This window comes from Gammaproteobacteria bacterium, from assembly GCA_011375345.1.
Taxonomy (GTDB): Bacteria; Pseudomonadota; Gammaproteobacteria; order DRLM01; family DRLM01; genus DRLM01.
Map to the genome: position 1 here is coordinate 45266 of DRLM01000077.1, position 18723 is coordinate 63988.

The 18723-nt window shown below is 62.9% G+C and carries 14 protein-coding genes; 3 read left to right on the forward strand and 11 right to left on the reverse strand.

The window, feature by feature from the left end; genetic code table 11:
• Window positions 1–2: 2 nt before the first annotated feature.
• The 5 genes from ENJ19_05820 to ENJ19_05840 are packed head-to-tail and all read right to left on the reverse strand — an operon-like array spanning window position 3 to window position 4982.
• Window positions 3–2171: a type IV pilus secretin PilQ gene (locus tag ENJ19_05820; GenBank protein HHM05244.1), complete on the reverse strand. Its 2169-nt coding sequence runs from the start codon at window positions 2169–2171 to the stop codon at window positions 3–5.
• A 21-nt stretch (window positions 2172–2192) separates the two neighbouring features.
• A complete protein-coding gene (locus tag ENJ19_05825; protein HHM05245.1) occupies window positions 2193–2735 on the reverse strand; it encodes a pilus assembly protein PilP in 543 nt (180 codons plus the stop codon).
• On the reverse strand, window positions 2735–3343 hold the full coding sequence (locus tag ENJ19_05830; GenBank protein HHM05246.1) for a pilus assembly protein PilO: 609 nt from the start codon (window positions 3341–3343) through the stop codon (window positions 2735–2737). Before ENJ19_05830 ends, ENJ19_05825 begins: the two co-directional genes overlap by 1 nt.
• Window positions 3343–3918 carry a pilus assembly protein PilN gene (locus ENJ19_05835; protein HHM05247.1) on the reverse strand — a complete coding sequence of 192 codons (576 nt, stop codon included), beginning with the start codon at window positions 3916–3918 and terminating at the stop codon, window positions 3343–3345. The genes ENJ19_05830 and ENJ19_05835 overlap by 1 nt, the downstream gene beginning before the upstream one ends.
• Entirely contained in the window at window positions 3915–4982 is a 1068-nt protein-coding gene (locus ENJ19_05840; protein ID HHM05248.1) for a pilus assembly protein PilM, read from the reverse strand. Before ENJ19_05840 ends, ENJ19_05835 begins: the two co-directional genes overlap by 4 nt.
• Before the next feature lie 315 nt (window positions 4983–5297).
• Between ENJ19_05840 and ENJ19_05845 the strand changes: the two genes are divergently transcribed.
• On the forward strand, window positions 5298–7709 hold the full coding sequence (locus ENJ19_05845; GenBank protein ID HHM05249.1) for a penicillin-binding protein 1A: 2412 nt from the start codon (window positions 5298–5300) through the stop codon (window positions 7707–7709).
• A 5-nt stretch (window positions 7710–7714) separates the two neighbouring features.
• Window positions 7715–8350: a hypothetical protein gene (locus ENJ19_05850; GenBank protein ID HHM05250.1), complete on the forward strand. Its 636-nt coding sequence runs from the start codon at window positions 7715–7717 to the stop codon at window positions 8348–8350.
• 2 nt (window positions 8351–8352) lie between these two features.
• Here ENJ19_05850 and ENJ19_05855 read toward each other — a convergent pair whose 3' ends face one another.
• The 3 genes from ENJ19_05855 to ENJ19_05865 are packed head-to-tail and all read right to left on the reverse strand — an operon-like array spanning window position 8353 to window position 13804.
• A complete protein-coding gene (locus tag ENJ19_05855) occupies window positions 8353–10749 on the reverse strand; it encodes a sucrose synthase (protein ID HHM05251.1) in 2397 nt (798 codons plus the stop codon).
• Entirely contained in the window at window positions 10746–12908 is a 2163-nt protein-coding gene (locus ENJ19_05860) for an HAD-IIB family hydrolase (protein HHM05252.1), read from the reverse strand. The genes ENJ19_05855 and ENJ19_05860 overlap by 4 nt, the downstream gene beginning before the upstream one ends.
• A complete protein-coding gene (locus tag ENJ19_05865; GenBank protein ID HHM05253.1) occupies window positions 12905–13804 on the reverse strand; it encodes a carbohydrate kinase in 900 nt (299 codons plus the stop codon). The genes ENJ19_05860 and ENJ19_05865 overlap by 4 nt, the downstream gene beginning before the upstream one ends.
• A gap of 366 nt (window positions 13805–14170) precedes the next feature.
• Here ENJ19_05865 and ENJ19_05870 point away from each other — a divergent pair, with 366 nt between their 5' ends.
• A complete protein-coding gene (locus tag ENJ19_05870) occupies window positions 14171–14653 on the forward strand; it encodes a cyclic nucleotide-binding domain-containing protein (protein HHM05254.1) in 483 nt (160 codons plus the stop codon).
• Window positions 14654–14810: 157 nt separating this feature from the next.
• Here ENJ19_05870 and ENJ19_05875 read toward each other — a convergent pair whose 3' ends face one another.
• The 3 genes from ENJ19_05875 to glmU all read right to left on the reverse strand — a co-directional run.
• Complete coding sequence (locus ENJ19_05875) at window positions 14811–15599, reverse strand: dienelactone hydrolase family protein (GenBank protein ID HHM05255.1); 789 nt, start codon at window positions 15597–15599, stop codon at window positions 14811–14813.
• 46 nt (window positions 15600–15645) lie between these two features.
• Entirely contained in the window at window positions 15646–17478 is a 1833-nt protein-coding gene (gene glmS / locus ENJ19_05880) for a glutamine--fructose-6-phosphate transaminase (isomerizing) (GenBank protein HHM05256.1), read from the reverse strand.
• 183 nt (window positions 17479–17661) lie between these two features.
• Window positions 17662–18723 (reverse strand): UDP-N-acetylglucosamine diphosphorylase/glucosamine-1-phosphate N-acetyltransferase (gene glmU, locus ENJ19_05885; GenBank protein ID HHM05257.1); only part of this gene is annotated, 1062 nt, incomplete at its 5' end.

The following is an 18723-nucleotide window of genomic DNA, read 5'->3' on the forward strand; positions in this document are numbered from 1 at the left end:
GTTTAACGCAGTCCCAGGCTTTCCTTCAATATCTTTGGCGTAACGAAGATGAGCAGTTCCACTTTGTCATCCACATTGCGGGTGGTGCGGAACAGCGCACCGAGAAAAGGCAGATCACCCAGGAGGGGCACTTTGTCCACCTCGTTGCTGCGGGTCTGCTCATAGATGCCGCCCAGCACCACGGTTTCCCCGTTCTCCACCAGCACTTCGGTGTCGATCTCGCGGGTGTTGATACTGGGCACGCCCAGGAACACTTCGCCGACGCTGTCTTTGCTCACCCGCAAATCCATGATCACCCGGTCATCGGGGGTGATCTGCGGCGTCACCTTCAAAGACAACACCGCTTTTTTGAAGGCGATGGCGGTGGCACCGCTGGACGTGGCCTGCTGGTAGGGAATCTCCACCCCCTGTTCGATCAAGGCCTCTTTCTGATTGGCCGTGATCACCCTGGGATTGGAGATGACCTCGCCCCGGCCTTCGGCCTGCAGGGCGGACAATTCCAGATCCACCAGATAGTCCTGACCCAATATGGCCAGCCCCAGGGCCCCGGCCGGCGAGGCCACGGGCAGGTTGACGCTGAGCCGGTCATTGAGGGACGGCGCGCTGACGGGGAACTGCTGGCCGGTGCTTTGCAGATTGGTGAGGGCATTGTTGACGATGCCGTCATTGCCTTGGGCGGAGCCGGTCAGACCGACGATGCCGCTGCTGCCGTTTTCCTTGATCACCGTGCCACCAAAGCGCACCCCCAGCTCACGGGTGAAGTCGTCGTTGGCAATGACCACGCGCGATTCGATCAATACCTGGCGCACGGGTTTGTCCAAGGTGGCCACCACTTTGCGGATTTCGTCCAGGTTGGAGGCGGTATCCCGCAACAGCAGGGTATTGGTGCGCTCATCCACCGTCGCGGTGCCCCGCTCTGAGAGCAAAGACGAATCCTTCGATTGCAGCAGGTCAGCCAGATCCTGGGCCTTGGCGTAATTCACCTGAATGATTTCAGAGCGCAAGGGTTCCAACTCGACAATTTTCTTGCGCGACTCCAGCTCTTGCTGTTCGCGGGCAGCAATTTCTTCCGCCGGCGCTACCAGCATGATGTTGTCGTGACGGCGCATGCCCAGGCCTTTGGTCCGCAAAATGATATCCAGGGCCTGGTCCCAGGGCACGTCTTTCAAACGCAGACTCATGGAACCGCTCACTGTGTCACTGACCACCATGTTGAGGCCGGTGAAATCCGCGATCACCTGCAAGGCGGCGCGCACGGGGATGTCCTGAAAAGTCAGCGACAGCTTGTCGCCGGTGAAATCTTTCTTGGCCTCCTCAGCGGCGCGCAATTCCTCTTCGCTGATGGGTTTGAGTTCAATGGTGAACTGGCGGTCCGTCTGATAGGCCAGGTGCTCGAAAGGCGGCGTGGCGCTGATCACCATACGCACGTCATTCCCCCGGGCAAAGGTATCCACCTGGGTTACGGGCGTGGCGAAATCCACCACGTCCAGGCGGCGCTCCAGTTCCTCCGGCACCGAGGTGCCGGCGAATTCGACGATGACCTTGTCCCCCTCTTCCCGGATGTTCACCGGTGTCGCCGGATCAGAAAGGGTGGTGATAATCCGGCCCTCGCCTTGTTCGCCACGGCGAAAATCCACGCCTTCCAGACGGAAGGGCTGCACCGCCACCGTGGACCCCGCCGGGGGCGGGGCGGCACCGGCGGAAGCGGCGGTGTCACTTTCGACGGTGATGATGAAGCGGTTGTCATTGATCCGCGTCTGGAAAGGGACCATGCGCACCAGATTCACAACCACCCGGGTCCGCCCCTTGCCCTGCACGGCGGTGATGCTGCGCACCGCGCCGATGCCGATGGTCTCCGTTTTTTTCTTAAGGGCGCTGGTGGTGGCGGGAAAATCCAGTGCGACGCGGGCGGGATTGTCGGTGGTAAAACTGCGGGGAGGCTGCACCGGCCCGTCCAGGGTCAGCTCCACCTGCACCCGGTTCCCCGGCAGGGAGGAATAGCCGATGCTGAGCAATTGCGCAGCGGCAGGCGCGGCTTCCTTGGCCGCCACGGTCACAGCCGGCAGACAAAGCAACAGCAGATGCAAAGCCGCGGCCCATGGCGGACGCGGGCGCGACCGGACACGGCTGCCCGCGGTGTGTTGATACCTCGTCTCCACTCGTGCGCTCATGGGTTCCAGCCCTCTTTTGGATCACTCAGCCAGGGCCAGCTTGGTGCGGCGCTCTTGCCAGCCTCCCAAGCCGTCCGGCACGATTTCCGTCAAATCAACTCTGTCTTCGTTGACGCTCAGTATTCGTCCGTGATTCTGTCCCAGGTAGTTGCCCTGGGTGACCCGGTACACCAAACCGTCAGGTGCCAGCACAATGGCCCAGCGCCGGCCCTCCCGCTCCAGCGTGCCCACCATTTTCAGCGTGTCCAGGGCAAAGGCCTCCAGGGGCTCTTTGCGGCGGTCTAAATCCGGGCGCACCGTGGAGCTGGTTTTTTTCTCGGTGGTGGTCTTGGTCACCCCGGTCACCCAGGGCTCAAAGGGGGACTTGCGCCCCAAGGTGTGGTAGGCGAAGGTCTCAAAAGGGGCCACCTCGGGGATGGGTTCGATCCGCCCGCCTTTTTTGGCTTTCACCGCGGCAACGTATTGCCGCAGGTCGTCCAGCTTGTCCCCGCTGCAGGCGGCGAGCAGCAGCCCCAGGCCCACCACCCCCAGGACCTGCCGCCACCCCTTGCGATAACACCTCATTATTCCGCCCCTTCCTCAAGATAGCGGTAGGTCTTGGCGGTGGCTTCCATGACCAGTTGCCCGCCGGGGTTTTTGGCATGTTCGATCTTGATGTCATGCAAGGTCACGATACGCGGCAGGACGGCCACACCGCTGACGAAATTGCCAAACTGATGGTAGTCACCGGTCACTTTGATCTTGATGGGCAGTTCGGCGTAAAACTCCGCCGGCGCTTCTTTTTCCGGTTTGAACAGCTGAAACTCCAGGCCATTGGCCAGGCCGGTCTGGGAAATGTCCACCAGCAGCTCGGCGATCTCCGTCTTGGAGGGAAGCTGGCGCAGCATGGCGCCGAAGGATTCGCGCATTTCTTCCATCTGCCGTTGATAAACGCCCAGGTTGGCCGCTTTGTGCTGTTTTTTCTCAAAGTCTTTTTTCAGTTTTTCCTCTTCATCACGGGCGCTTTGCAACAAGTCCAGCTGGTTGCTGGTGTCCAGGTAAAAGCCCAGACCCAGCACCGCCGCACACAAGACCACGATGGCGATGCCTTTGGCGACAATGGGCCAGCCGCCGACATCGCTGAAGTCCAGATTGCTGAGCTGCTGCCGGAGTTCGTCGATATTGACGGCCATTATTCCGCGTCCTCCGCGGCATCGTCACCGGCACCCGAAACCTGGGTGACGTTCAGCACGAATTTGCTGGCGCGGGCGTTGTCCGCCTGTTCCAGGGCCTCGATCACGTCCAGGCGCGGGTTGGCCAGCCAGGGGGAGGCATCGATGTTGCGCATGAAGGCCGACACGCGGGCATTGGACTGGGCCACCCCCACCAGCGTGATGGTTGCCCCCTCCTGCCTGATGCTGGTCAGGTACACACCGTCGGGAATGGTTTTCACCAGTTCGTCAAACAGATGCACCACCAGGGGACGCTGGCGCTGCAATTGCTCGATGATTTGCATGCGCGCCAGCAATTGATCCTTGGCAGTCTCCAGCTCTTTGATTTCCTTGATCTTGCCCTCAACCGCTTTGATTTCCTTGGCCAGAAACTCATTGCGCACATGCTGCTCATCAATAAGACCGGAGATATGGAAATGCACATACACCACCACCAGCACCATCAGCACAGCGGCGCCGCCGGCGATGGAGTAGAACTCGCGCTCTTTTTCTTTGCGCTGTTGTTCACGCCAGGGGAGCAGATTGATGCGGGTCACTGATCAAAACTCCGCATGGCCAGGCCGCAGGCGATCATCAGGGCAGGGGCGTCACCAGCCAGCTCGTGGGGCTTGACCCTTGAAGCCAGGGCCATGTCAGCGAAAGGATTGGCAACCAGGGCAGTGGTGCCAATTTTTTCCTCCACCAGTTCCTCAATACCGGGAATGGCGGCGCAACCACCGGCAAGCACAATGCAATCCACATTGTTGTACTGGCTGGAGGAAAAAAAGAACTGCAACGAGCGACTCACTTGCTGAACCATGGCCTCTTTGAACGGCTCCAGCACCTCGGGGCCGTAGTTGTCCGGCAGGCCCCCTTGTTTTTTGGCCATGCCGGCTTCCTCATAAGAAAGGCCGTAACGGCGCTGGATTTCTTCGGTGAGCTGCTTGCCGCCGAAGACCTGCTCCCGGGTGTAGATGATTTTGTAATCGTGAAAAACGTTCAAGGTGGTCATGGTGGCGCCGATGTCGGCCACCGCCACGGTCTTGCCCTCACCCCCTTCCGGCAGTTGGGGACCCAGCAGGCCCACCGCCGTTTCCATAGCGAAGGCTTCCACATCGACGATTTTGCAGCCCAGCCCCCCCAGCTCCACCGCCGCCACCCTGACGTCCACATTCTCACTGCGCGAGGCGGCCAGCAGCACGTCCACCATATCCTGCTTTTTTTCCGAGGGTCCGAGCACCTGGAAATCGAGATTGACCTCTTCCATGGGGTAGGGGATGTATTGGTCGGCCTCCAGTTGAATCTGGCCTTCCATTTCATGTTCCGACAGGGTCGCCGGCATGGTGATGACTTTGGTGATCACGGCGGAACCGGCCACCGCCACAGCGGCCTGCCTGACGCGGGTGCCCGAGCGGTTTACTGCACGGCCGATGGCCTGGCCCACGGCTTCAACATCGGCGACGCTTTTTTCAACCACAGCGTGGGGGGGGAGGGGAACGACGGCATAGCTTTCAACCCGGTAACGGGAGCCGCTTTGGCCCAGCTCCAGCAGTTTGACCGCCGTCGAACTGATATCCAGACCCAGTATGGACGACGCCTTCCTGCTAAAGAGCTGCACCACAACTCCCTTTCGTAATTCCCTCTGTACGCAATGTTGGCTTGCGCATGGCGTCCATCGCTCCAAGATAATGAATCTTAACAGAACCGCTGCAATCCGGTTCGCCGAAAGTTATCGGAACCTTTATACTAAACCTTAGTTCCTAGTGTGTTGTCTCCTGCTGCATGGACCCTGTCGCTGTCGCGCTCACCGGCCCAGGCAAGAGGCCGGAGCCGCAACGTCGCACTGCCGCGAAAAGCGGGCGGCCGGGTGACCGACGGGGCTATTTAATACGAGACGGCATACTTATCCCTTGATGCGGTTCACAATCCCCACATTATGAGTCCCCTAGTCAAAGTCTTCCGCTTCGCTGTGTACATGGCGCTGGGATTGATGCTGCTCGGCGCCGTCACGGCAGCCGGGGTATATTACTACCTGGCGCCCCAGCTCCCCGATATTGAACAACTCAAAGATGTGCGTTTCCAGGTCCCTCTCAGGGTGTACACCCGCGAGGGACGGCTGATTGGCGAGTTCGGCGAAATGAAGCGCACCCCTATCACCATCGCGGACGTCCCCGCGGGCATGATCAACGCGGTCACCGCGGTGGAGGACGACCGCTTTTTCCATCATCCCGGCGTCGACTACCAGGGTTTGATGCGGGCGGCGTGGAAATTGCTGCTGACCGGCAAGAAAACCCAGGGGGGCAGCACCATCACCATGCAGGTTGCGCGCAACTTTTTTCTCACCAGGGAAAAAACTTATCTGCGTAAGCTCACGGAGATTCTGCTGGCGTTCAAAATTGAGCGCCAGTTGAGCAAAACGGAAATTCTGGAACTTTATCTCAACAAAATCTTCTACGGCCACCGGGCCTACGGCGCCGGCGCCGCCGCACAAGTGTACTACGGAAAACCGCTGAAAGAACTGTCCCTGGCGGAAATGGCCATGCTGGCGGGTATTCCCCAGGCGCCCTCGCTGTACAACCCGGTGACGGACCCCGCAGCCGCCCTCAAGCGCCGCAACCACGTGCTCAGGCGCATGCTGGAGGTGGGCCATATCGATCAGGAGGCGTATGAGCAGGCCAGGGCCCGCCCCATCGTCGCCCGCCTCCACAGCCTGCCCATCGAAGTGGACGCCGCCTTTGTAGCCGAGCAGGTGCGGGCCGACATTGTGGCGCGCTACGGCGAAAATGCCGCCTACACCGCCGGCTACCGGGTGTACACCACCCTGGACGGCGACCGTCAGACGGCCGCCAACAAGGCCCTTCACAAAGCGCTGCTGGCCTACGACCGCCGCCATGGCTACCGTGGCCCGGAAGGCCATGCAAAACTGAGCCGCGAAAGCGGGCCTGAGCAGTGGGACAAGATTCTGGCCTCGCGCCGGGTGGTGGGAGGACTGCAACCCGCGGTGGTGATTGCCGTCGAACAAAAGCAGGCGGTCGCCTACCTGCCGTCCGGGGAGTCGGTGATCATACCCTGGAAGGGCCTGAAATGGGCCCGGCCGCGCATCGACAAAAAACGCATGGGACGCGCGCCGAAAACGGCCGCCGACGTGCTGGCGGTGGGGGATGTGATCCGGGTGGAACAGGGCAAGCCCCCCATGCTGGCCCAGATCCCCGAAGTGGAGGGCGCACTGGTCTCGCTGCGGGCCGACGACGGCGCGGTGCTGGCCCTGGTGGGGGGGTTCGACTTCGACCGCAACAAGTTCAACCGTGCCACCCAGGCCCGGCGCCAGCCCGGTTCCAGTTTCAAGCCTTTCATCTACTCCTCGGCGCTGGAACACGGCATGACCCCCGCCACGCTGATCAACGACGCCCCGGTGGTGTTCAATGACGCCAGCCTGGAACAAGCCTGGCGACCCGAGAATTACAGCGGCCGGATTTTCGGCCCCACCCGCTTGCGCGAGGCCCTGGTGAACTCCCGTAATCTGGTATCCATCCGGGTGTTGCGTGCCGTAGGCATCGACAACACGCTGGACCACGTCGCCCGCTTCGGCTTCAACAAGGCGGAACTGCCCCGCAATTTGTCCCTGGCCCTGGGCAGCGGTGCCGTGGCGCCCATCACGCTGGCCCGGGCTTACGCCGTGTTCGCCAACGGTGGTTTCGCGGTGGAACCCTATTACATCCAGCGGGTGGAGGACGAAAATGGCCAGACTCTGGAGCAGGCCCACCCCGCCACGGTGTGCAAGGAATGCGAGGCCCTGCATGTGAGCGACACCGGCCGCCGCGGCCTGCCGCTGGCACCGCGGGTCATCAGCCCGCAGAACGCCTATCTCATGACCACCATGATGCGGGACGTGATCCGCCGCGGCACCGGACGCCACGCCCGCAGCCTGGGGCGTACGGATATCGCCGGCAAAACCGGTACCACCAACGACCAGCGGGATGCCTGGTTCGCCGGCTTCAATCCCCGGGTGGTGGCAGTGGCCTGGGTGGGTTTCGACGACACCCGCCCCCTGGGTGGCCGGGAGACCGGTGGCCGCGCCGCGTTGCCCATGTGGATCGACTACATGCGCGTGGCCCTGCGCAATCTGCGCCAACGGCCGTTGGAACAGCCGCCGGGCCTGGTCACGGTGCGCATCGACCCGGCCACCGGCCTGGTCACTGACGCGGCGGATCCCAAGGCGATGTTTGAGACATTCCGCGCCGGCCATGTGCCACCCCGCAGAAGTCCCCGCGCCCGCGCGGTGGAGCTTGAGCCGGATTCGCAGTCCGGCGGCGGCACCGGCAGCCCCGCCCCGGAACAGCTGTTCTGACGCCCATGAGCAGGCATGCTTCCGGGGACGCAGGCCGCGACAGCCGCATGCGCCGGCTGCTGGCCCGGGAGGCGGCGCGCATCATGGCGGAGGAAGGGGAAGGGGACTTTTATCGCGCCAAGCACAGGGCCGCGGTGCGACTGCAGGCAAGCAATACCCGCCATCTGCCCCGCAACGAAGAGATCGAACAGGCGCTGGTGGACTATCAGCGCCTGTTTTTCGGGGAGGACCAACACGCCCTGGTCCAACAGCTGCGCCGGGTCGCCCTGGAAGCCATGGCCTTTTTTCAGGCCTTCCAGCCACGGCTGACGGGGCCGGTGCTGCGGGGCACCGCCACGGTGCACAGCCCCGTCACCCTGCACCTGTTTGCCGACACCCCGGAAGAGGTCAGCGTCTTTTTGCTGAATAACAACATCCCCTTTGCTCATCACGAACAGTCTTTCACGCTGATGAGCGGCGCGGCCGGCACGGCCCTGGCCTTCAGCGTCGCGGCAAACGACGTGGACATGGAGCTGGTGGTCTTTCCCACCACCTGGATCAGCCGCCCTTTGCGCAGCCCGGTGGACGGGCGGGCTGAGCGGCGGGCCCCGGCCAGGGAGGTGCGGGCGCTGCTGGAAGAGTGTGACGACAAGGGCGGCTGAACTCAGCCCGGCTCCAGCAGCTGCGCGGCCAGTGGGCGGTATTGCAGGCCGTAGAACATCTCCAGATAGCGGCGGGTCTCGTCGCGCTCCAGATTGGTCACGTATTTCCAAAACCCGTAGATCCGTGACAGGGTCATCATCCGTTCAGCGTACAGCTTCCAGGTGTATCGGCTTTCCACCCGCCTGAGGGCGCCCTCAGAGATCTGCCGCCAGTAATCCGGCTCCGTGGCCGAGCGCTGGAAAAAACCGGCCATGATCTCGGCGGCGATATCGCCGTGGTTGGGGTCGATGTGGAAACCGGAGACGCCGTTTTCGATGATCTCCAAAGGACCGCCGTAGAGGGTGGCGAAGGTGGGCAGTCCCGAGGCCATGGCTTCGATGACGGTCAGGCCGAAGGCCTCGAACAGTGCCGGCTGCACGAAGGCGCCCCGGCGGTCGGCCACGTAGCGATACAACTCGCCGGTCAGACGCTTCTCCAGCCGCAGGCCCAGCCAGCGCACCTGGCCGTCCAGGCCGTGCTGGTCGAACAACTCGTGCATGCGGTGGATCTGCGCCTGCTCTTCAGCGTCGCCGGATTCTGCCGGGTCCACATAGCCGGCCACCAGCACCAGGTTGGCCTGTTCCCGCAAGGCCGCGGAACGGCCGTACCAGTCCACCAGGCCGGTGATGTTCTTGATCCGGTCCAGCCGGGCCATGGTGAAGATTATGGGCTTGTCCGGTTCGCTTAGCTGGCCGCGGCTGTGGGGCTGGCCGGGGTGAAAAATCAGCGCTTCGATATCTTCATGCAGACGGTGCAGGCGCCGCTCGCTGTCGCTGTAAGGGAAATACACCTCGGCGTCGGCCCCGGGGGAGACGATGTTGAATTTGGGATCGAAGGGATCCATGCCCCGCACCACCCGGTAGAGACCGGGCATGGTAAAGGCGCTGTAGCTTTCATACTGCCCCACGCTGTCTTCGCGCCCGGCGATTTCCTGGTAGGTGCTGGTAATAATGAAGTCGGCCGCGTTCATGGCGATGAGGTCGGCGGTGAACTGGCAGCTGAAATGGTACTGGGGCTCATTGTCCCGCCAGTACAGATCGGACATGAGGTATTTGGTTTTTTCCAGCGCATGGGCGATGTTGCACTGGGTGACCCGCAGGCGCTGGGCCAGCAGGGTGGCCACCAGATTGCCGTCGGAATAGTTGCCGATGATCAAATCCGGCCGGTGGCCCAGTTCCGCCAGGATTTCGGTCTCCACTTCTTCGGCGAAACGCTCCACATAAGGCCAGATCTCGAAGCGGGAAATCCACTGGGGAATGATCTCGCCACTCTCGCTGCGAAAGGGCACCCGCAGGATGCGGGCATTCCGGGTGCCGTGAATGTCCTCCAGACGCTGATGACAACTGGTGTTCTCCGGCGCCTCCGGTATCAGACGGGTCACCACCAGTATTTGCGGCTCAATATCCAGGCCCTGCTCCTGCAAGCGGCGGCGCATTTCCTTTTCAACCGCCCGCACCTGGTCGAGAATGTAGACCACCTGGCCGCCGGTGTCGGGCAAGCCCAGCACATTGGCCTGACCGAAATAGCCGTGGGGCGAGAGGATGACCAGGTTGAAAATCATGGGCACCCGGCTGAGGAAGCGCTCCAGCTGGGTCGGATCAGGGGCTTCCAGAATGTCGGACAGCAGGCTCAGGGTGTCGCGCATGCGCTCCACCGTGCGCCCCCAGCCCGGCTCCAGCCCCAGCCCCTGGAGGTGATGGCCCACGGTGTCCCAGGTGTCGTCGGCACTGTGCTTGCGCAGATACTCGTCGGCGTGGCGCAGGCGGCGGCGCAGCTCGGAGAGGTCTTTGACGCGCTCGTTGAGCATCAACTGCTGACCGTGACATTGATGCACCCGCAAGAAGTCCAGCAAACGGCTGTTGCCCTTGCCCAGCTCCTCGAACAGGCCGCTGGACAGACGGCGGTTCAAAAACTCCACTCCCCGGCCGATGGAACGGGACTCGCGCAGGCGGGGGAATTCCCGGTTGAAGGGACCGATGTCGAATTCCAGTGTCCAGGGTTGAGACTGATGGCCCGATACCAGCTGCTCTTTGAACTGCAGGTAATCCGACACCGACACCGCTTCGGCTTTCAGGGTCTCGGCGTGAATGCGGAAATAACGCCAGCGCGCCACATAGCGGCGGGTGGCGATATACATCCACGGAGCGCCCACCGCCGCCTCCTGGGTGCTGTGGATGGTTTCGGCCAGGGGTGAATCCAGCAGCGCGGTTTCATTTTCCGTTTCACAAAAGGAAATGAAAGTGTCCCACAGCTCCGAACGCAACAAAAACGGCCGGCCTATGCCCAGGTAGCGCCGCATCAACAAATAAGCGGATTCGCGGTAACGCTGCATGAATTGTGTTATGGATGCTTCGATCATGCGTCCTCGCTTTGCTCTTCCGGCGCCCGCAGGGCGCCAAAGAAATCGTAATGGTCCAAGCCTTCCAAAATACCCCAGGCGTAGGGTTTTTCGGCGAAATAAATGCGCTCATGGCCGCGCAGACGGTCCAGTTCCGGACTGTGGTTGGCCACCACCACCCCCAGGGTGTTGCCGCTGAGCATTTCCTCGTCGTTGCCGGCGTCACCGACCACCAGGATACGATCCACCGGCAGAGCCCATTTCATGGCCAGATACCGCACCGCCCCCCCCTTGGAGGCACGCACCGGCAGGAGGTCCAGAAACATGCGGTGGGAGCAGACCACGTTGACATGCAAACCCTGCTGACGCAAATGGCGGCTGATGTCGGCCACCGAGGGGGCCTTCTTGGTATCGATGAAATAACTGATTTTATAAGTGCGCTGCTCTTCCGCCCCCTGCAGACGCAAACCGGGGATGCCCTGCATCGCCGCGCGCACACGCTCGGGCTCCCAACGGTAATCGATATGGCGCTGATAGCCCACGTCGGGAATCAGGCGCGCGCCATAGTGAATCTCGGTGCCCACCGAGGTGATGATGATGTCCGGTGGCGGCACGTGCCATTCTTTCAAGGCTTTCAACGCGCTGTCCAGGCGACGGCCGGTGGCGATGCCAAAACCGAACTCGGCATCGTGCTCCCGCAGCCGGGCCAACAAGGCGCGGAGCGCCTCTTCCTCGCCGATCAGGGTATTGTCCACATCGCAGATAAGAAAACGGTCGGACACCGGCAGCTTGCTCTTGGCCGGGGTGGTCAGGCGTTTGCGCTGGGACTTTTTGATCACTTTTCTGATGGCGCGCAGATAGGTGGCCACGTGCCCCTGCCAGGAGAAGTGCCGCGCCACGCCCGCCAGGCCCGCCCGGGACCAGCGCGTCCAGCGACGGCTGTCGCTCAAGGCCTCATACAGAGCGCGTCCCAGTTCGTCGGCGTCCAGGGGGTCAATAAGGACACCGTTCTTGCAGTAGCGGAGGATATCTTTGGGCCCGCCGTCCTCGGTGGCCACCACCGGCAGGCCGCTGGCCGCCGCCTCGATCAGGGTCAGGCCGAAGGGCTCGGTGAGGGCGGGATTGACAAACACCCCGCGGGACTTGGCGGCCAGGCGGTAGAGCAGCGGCACATCCTGGGATTGGTGGTGCTTGGGATAGGCTGTCCGGCCGTACAAATCGTAGCGGTCGATCAACAACAGCAGTTCCTTGAGCACGGTGCGGGCACCCTTGTCCAGCGCCTCGATGTCATCCCGGTTGCCGGCAATCAGTACCAGATTGGCGATCTCGCGCAGCCCGGGATGCTCGCCGTAGGCCCGCACCAGGGTAGCGATGTTTTTGCGTGGATCGGCCCGGGACAGGGCCAGGATCATGGGTTTGCGCGGCTCTTTGAGAAAGCGGCTGAGTTCCTCGAAGACGGGCGGCCTGAAACGCCCCCGGCGCGGCGGGTAGAAGCGGTCCAGATCGATGCCGGGGGGGATGACCACCATGGCCTTGGGATCGTAATTGTCGTAGATGGCGTATTGGCCCTCCACTTCCTGGCTGGTGCTGGCCACCACCACAGCAGCATTGTCCAGGGCGAACTCTTCCGCCTCGATGCGCTGGGTGATGTTGTACTGACGTTCGATGGTTTCCGGCCTGACTCCCTGGTCTTCCAGGCGGCGCCGCTTTTCCCGCCCCAGGGAATGGCCGGTGTGCACCAGCGGCACGCCCAGCAGACCGGCCAGGCGCGCACCCACGTAGCCGGCGTCGGCATAGTGGCTGTGAATGACATCGGGTACCCGGCCGATGCGGCGCAGGTGCTGGAGGGCGTGATCGGCAAAGCTGTCCAGATGGGGCCACAGCACCTCCTTGCGCAAATACCGGCGGGGACCACAAGGCAGGCGGATGATGTGGGCCTTGGGTTCGAGGGGCTCTTCCGGCACGGCGTAATCGGGATCCACTTTGGGATCCACCACGGCGCGGGTGAGCAGATCCACCCGCGCCACCTCCGGGTGACGGGCCAGGGCGCGGGCCAGCTCCACCACGTACTTGGTCTGGCCGCCGGTGTCGGCGTCCCGCCCCAGCTCCAGGTTGTGCCCACGGATCAGGCCGTGGACGCTGATCAGCATGAGGTATAAGCCGTTGCCCTCTGCGGTCATGCCTCCCACTTTCTCAATGTTTCCCGGTACAACTCATGATCGGGCGCGGTGGCACCCCGCTGGCGGCACAGCGCCGCGGCGAAAGCCACTGCCCGCTGGGCAACGGTTTCAAGCGGCCAGCCCTTGATCAAGCCGGTCAACGTCACAGCGGCGAAGGCATCACCGGCGCCCACCGTGTCCACCACCTCGGCCACCACCGGGGGGGCCACGGTGAGCACCGTACCGGCGCTGCAAAACAGCGCCCCCTGTTCGCCCCGGGTGACCACCACCAGGGCAAGCTCGTAACACCGGCGCAAGCTGTCCGCGGCGGCGGCCAGCTCGGGGGCGGGAACGCTGTCGTGCCCCAGCACCGTGGCCAGTTCGTGGTGATTGAGTTTCACCCAGCGGGCGCCACCCAGGGCCCATTCCACCGTAGCCCGGTCCCACCAGGGGGGGCGCAGGTTGATGTCCACGAACACGCCCGCCGTGGCGTTATCGCGCAAAGAGGCCAGGGTTTCCCGGCTCCGGGCGGCGCGGGCGATCAGGCTGCCGTGATAGAGAAGAGCGGGGCCGGGCGGCAGTTGACCGGGCGGTTCAATAAAGTCGTAGGCCTGCTGGGGCAGGATATCAAAACTGGGCTCGCCGTCCTCCACGCTGACGCTCACCCTGCCGGTGGGATGGGCAGGGTCGATTTGAACCCCCGTGGTGTCCATCTGCCACGCCCCCATGGCGGCGAGCACCCGGCGGCCCAGCTCGTCGTCGCCCACCCGGCTGATAAAGCGGGGATTCAGCCCGAAGCCTGCCAGATGCCAGGCCACGTTGAACGGCGCCCCGCCCAAGACGACACTGCCGTCGGGAAACGTGTCGAACAGCACTTCACCAAAGATCAGCGGGCGGTGTGAATGAGCGGCGGGCATGGTCACGGGCGTCCTTGGATTCCCTGTTGTTAACTCGGCAATCAAACAGCTCGTCCTGACCTGTTTGATGGTCACCTGCGAAATCCACCCGCCATTTGGCGACATGGCGGGCGGACAGCTCATCAGCAGGAAAAGGCGCGGGCCTGCCGCACCCGGACTCCAGTTTTTCGCCTCGTTTGCGGATCCTTTTAAAACCTTAGCACTTCACCGGTAGGCGCTCAAACCAAGCGGCCCGGCGATCCGGCCGGCGCGCGGGCTGAATTTTTTGCCTTGCGCATCGGGACCCGGCCCTTTAGTTTATGGCACAGTCGGGAAATGAGCAGACCATCGCCGGACAGCCGGCCACACAGGGGAGATCAGCAGACCATGAGCGAGCAAGCAGCGTATGAGCGGGTGTGTGCCTCGGTACTGGGCGCCGAACTGGATGCCGATGAGTGCAGGGTGGTCGCCGGAGTCATGGGGGTGCGCCACCTGGGTGATGGTGAGGTGCTGGTCTCGGAAGGGGAAGAAGACACCGCGTTGTATCTCCTCGCCGAAGGCAAGCTGGGCGTGATCAGTGAGATCGACGGTCAGAACGTGCAGGTGTACACCATGTCCGAGGGGGAATGTGCCGGCACCCGTGCCTTCGTGGACCGCTCGCCCCGCAAGGCCACCCTCAAAGCCGTCGGCAACGCCACCGTTTACGTGCTGCAGCCGGCGGCCTTCGAAAGCCTGCTCGACACCCACCCCCGCATTGTTTACCGAGTGATGCGCGCCCTGTTCCGCATCACCCACATGAACCTGATGCGCATGAACCTGGAAAGCCAGCAGCTCAGCAACTACATCACCAAGTCACATGGCCGCTACTGAGGGCAGTCCCCGTCCAGATAAAACCAGCGACCGTCTTCTTTTACAAAGCGGCTCACTTCGTGGAGCCGCCTGGCTTTTCCCCCGCCGGATTTGAAACGGGCCACGAATTCCACTCTCCCCACCGTGTCATCCACGCCACTGCCGCAGGGACAGGCGCTCACCGGAACACGTCCTCGAGAAACGCTGCCATGGCGCGCCACGAGGCCAGATCGGCGGCGCGATTGTATTTCAAGGGCAGATTGAAACGGGTGCCGTATTCATCGGCGGCGGGATTGGTAAAACTGTGCTGGGCGCCGCCATAGACAATGATGGTGTAGTCGGCCCCGGCCTGATTCATTTCCTGGATAAAGCCGGTGATCTGGGCGGGGGTCACAAAGGGATCGGCCCCGCCGTGGGCCACCAGTATCCTGGCCTTGACAGCCCCCGGCCGGGCCGGCTGGGAGGTGGCCAAGCTGCCGTGAAAGCTCACCACCCCTTGCAGATCGGTGCCGATACGGGCCATGTGCAGCACCACACCGCCACCGAAGCAGTATCCGATGGCCGCAATTTTGTCAGGCAAGGCCAGGGGATGACGCCTGAGCAGCTCCAGCGCCGCCTTGAACCGGGCCTCCCCCAGGGGCAGATTGCGCGCGATTTCGGAGGAAAACTTCTGCGCATCCTCGGGATGGAGCGCCTGCCTGCCCTCACCGTACATATCCACCGCCAGGGCCACATAGCCCATCTGCGCCAACTGCCGCGCCCGCTGGCGGGCATACGCGTTGTGACCCCACCATTCGTGCACCACCAGCACCCCGGGGCGCTTGCCGGCAAAGGCGTCGTCGTAGGCGACGTACCCCTTGAGCAGCGTCGCGCCGGCGCGGTAGTTCACCTCGGTGGCAATGACCCCCGCCTGGGCGGGAAGAAAAGACATTGCGGCCCATAGCAGGGCAACGATGGGTCGTGTCATGGGGCACTCTCCTTGGCTTTGGCTGCCCCCCCGGGGGGGCGCTGCCTTATTCCACGGTCACCGATTTCGCCAGATTGCGCGGCTGGTCCACGTCAGTGCCTTTGAGTACGGCTACGTGGTAGGCCAGCAACTGCAGCGGGATGGTGAAAACGATGGGGGCGACGGTGTCTTCCACGGAGGCCACTTCCAACACCACGGTTTGCTCGTCGGTCTCCATGCCCGCTTCTTTGTCGGCGAACACAAACAAGGCGCCGCCGCGGGCATGAACCTCCTGGAGGTTGGATTTGAGTTTTTCCAGCAAGGCATTGTTGGGGGCCACGGCAATAACAGGCATGTCGGCGTCCACCAGAGCCAGGGGACCGTGTTTGAGCTCGCCGGCAGGATAGGCTTCGGCGTGGATGTAGGAAATTTCCTTGAGTTTCAGCGCCCCTTCCATGGCCACCGGATACTGGGCACCACGGCCCAGGAACAGGGCATGGTGTTTGTCGGCAAAACACTCAGCCATATGCTCGATACGCGGGTTCAGGCCCAGGGCGTGTTCGATCATCCCCGGCAGGCTGCGGAGTTGCTCCACCAGTTGCACTTCGGCCTGGGCGGCCAGGCCATGACGACGGCCGAGCACAATGACCAGCATCATCAGGGCGACGAGCTGGGTGGTGAAGGCCTTGGTGGAGGCAACCCCGATTTCGGGACCGGCGCGGGTCATCAGGGACAAATCCGCGGCCCGCACCAGCGAACTTTCGGGCACGTTGCAGATGGCCAAAGAGGCGCCAAAACCGCGGCGTTTGGCTTCTTCCAGAGCGGCCAGGGTGTCGGCCGTCTCCCCCGATTGGGAAATGGCCACCACCAATGAGTTGCGCCGCACCACGGCGTGGCGGTAGCGGAACTCGCTGGCCACTTCCACGCTGCAAGGGATGCCGGCCAGAGATTCCAGCCAGTATTTGGCCACCATCCCGGCGTGGTAGCTGGTGCCGCAGGCGATGATGTGCACGCCCTGCACCTCGTCAAAAATGCGGCTGGCCTCGGGCCCGAAGCTGGCTTCCAGCACGCTTTCCCCGCTCAGGCGGCCTTCCAGAGTGTCGGATACGGCCCGGGGCTGCTCGAAGATTTCCTTGAGCATGTAATGGCGGTAGCGGCCACGCTCCACGGCGTCGGCGCTGAGTTCGCTGATTTTCAGCGCACGTTCGACGACATTGCCATCTTCATCGAATATGTTCAAGGCATCTTTGGTCAGCTCGGCAACGTCGCCCTCTTCCAGGAACACGAAGCGCTGGGTGACGGGCAGCAAGGCAGCCACATCGGAGGCAATGAAATGCTCGCCAATGCCGATGCCGATCACCAGCGGGCTGCCGCGGCGGGCGGTGACGAGCACACCCGGCTCGATATTGGACACCACACCGAGCGCGTAGGCCCCTTCGAGATCGTTCACTGTCGCCTGCACCGCTTTGAGCAGGCTTTTACCCTGGTCCATGTAATAGTGAATCTGGTGGGCGATCACTTCGGTGTCGGTCTGCGAAGTGAACTCGTAGCCCGCGCGCAATTGATCACTGCGCAGGACCTCAAAGTTTTCGATGATGCCATTGTGCACCACGGCCACGGTTTTGCGGCACACATGGGGGTGGGCATTGGATTCGGTGGGTTTGCCGTGGGTGGCCCAGCGGGTGTGGGCGATGCCGGTGCGGCCGTGCAGGCCTTGGTCGCGCACCAGCGCTTCCAGGCCGCTCACTTTGCCCGGCGCCCGGGTCCGGGCGATGCAACCGTCGTGATCAAGAATGGCCAGTCCGGCGGAATCGTAGCCGCGGTATTCCAAACGCTTGAGGCCCTCGATGAGAATGGGCACCACGTCCCGTTCCGCCACTGCACCCACGATGCCGCACATAGCTTGCCTCCATCGGTAATTTCGTTAGTCCATTATGGTTTTTGATCTGAACCGCAAAGTGCACACAGGGACGCCAAGGCGCCGCGGGACGAGTTCATTGCCACAATTCCCATCTGCCTGACTGGTGACGATGATATTGCGTGGCGGTCCTTCCGGTTCATGCTCTTACATCGTCCGCAAGGCTCATTTCTTTTTCTGCGGCCGTTGCCAGCCTTCCCGTGTCCGCTGCGGCGCGCGGCTGAGCGTCAGTCCGCCGGGAGGCACGTTCTTGGTGATGGTGGATCCGGCGCCGATGGTGGCACCCGCGCCCACCGTGACCGGTGCCACCAGCTGGGTGTCGGAGCCGACAAACACATCGTCCCCGATCACCGTGAGATGCTTGTTGGCGCCGTCGTAATTGCAGGTGATGGTGCCGGCACCGATGTTCACCCGCCTGCCCACCCGGCTGTCACCCACGTAACTGAGATGGTTCACTTTGGAGCCGCTGTTGATCCGGGCGTTTTTCACTTCGACGAAATTGCCAATGTGCACCTGCTCAGCCAACACCGTGCCGGGGCGGATGCGGGCATAGGGGCCCACGCGGCAAGCGGGGCCGATGTCGGCCTGGTCCAGGTTGGAGTGCGACAGCACCTCGGTTCCAGCACCAACCGTCACGTTGCGCAACAGGCAAAACGGCCCCACGCACACGCCGTCACCCAGCTCCACCCGCCCCTCCAGAACAACATTGGCGTCAATCACCACGTCGCGCCCGACAGTGACGTCACCGCGCACGTCCAGCCGGGTGGGATCAAGCAGGGTGACGCCGGCGGTCATTAGTTCTTCGGCTCGACGACGTTGGTACGCCCGCTCCAACACGGCCAGCTGGGCTTTGCTGTTGACGCCCAGGATTTCTTCCAGGCTGCCGGCGCGGGTGCTGGCAACGGGAACCCCGTCGGCCACGGCCATGGCGATCACGTCGGTCAAATAATACTCGCCCTGCGCATTGCGGTTGTCGAGCCGGGCCACCCAGTCTTTCAGCCGCCGCGCCGGGGCGGCGAGGATGCCGGTGTTGATCTCGCGGATGGCGCGCTCGTCTTCATTGGCATCTTTGTGTTCCACGATGGCGCGGATATGGCCGTCCTCATCCCGCACGATGCGGCCGTAGCCGGTGGGATCGTCCGGCACGGCGGTGAGCAGGGCCAGGGCACCCTCGCTGCACAAACCGCACAGGCGGGTGAGGGTGTCGCCTTGAATCAGCGGCACATC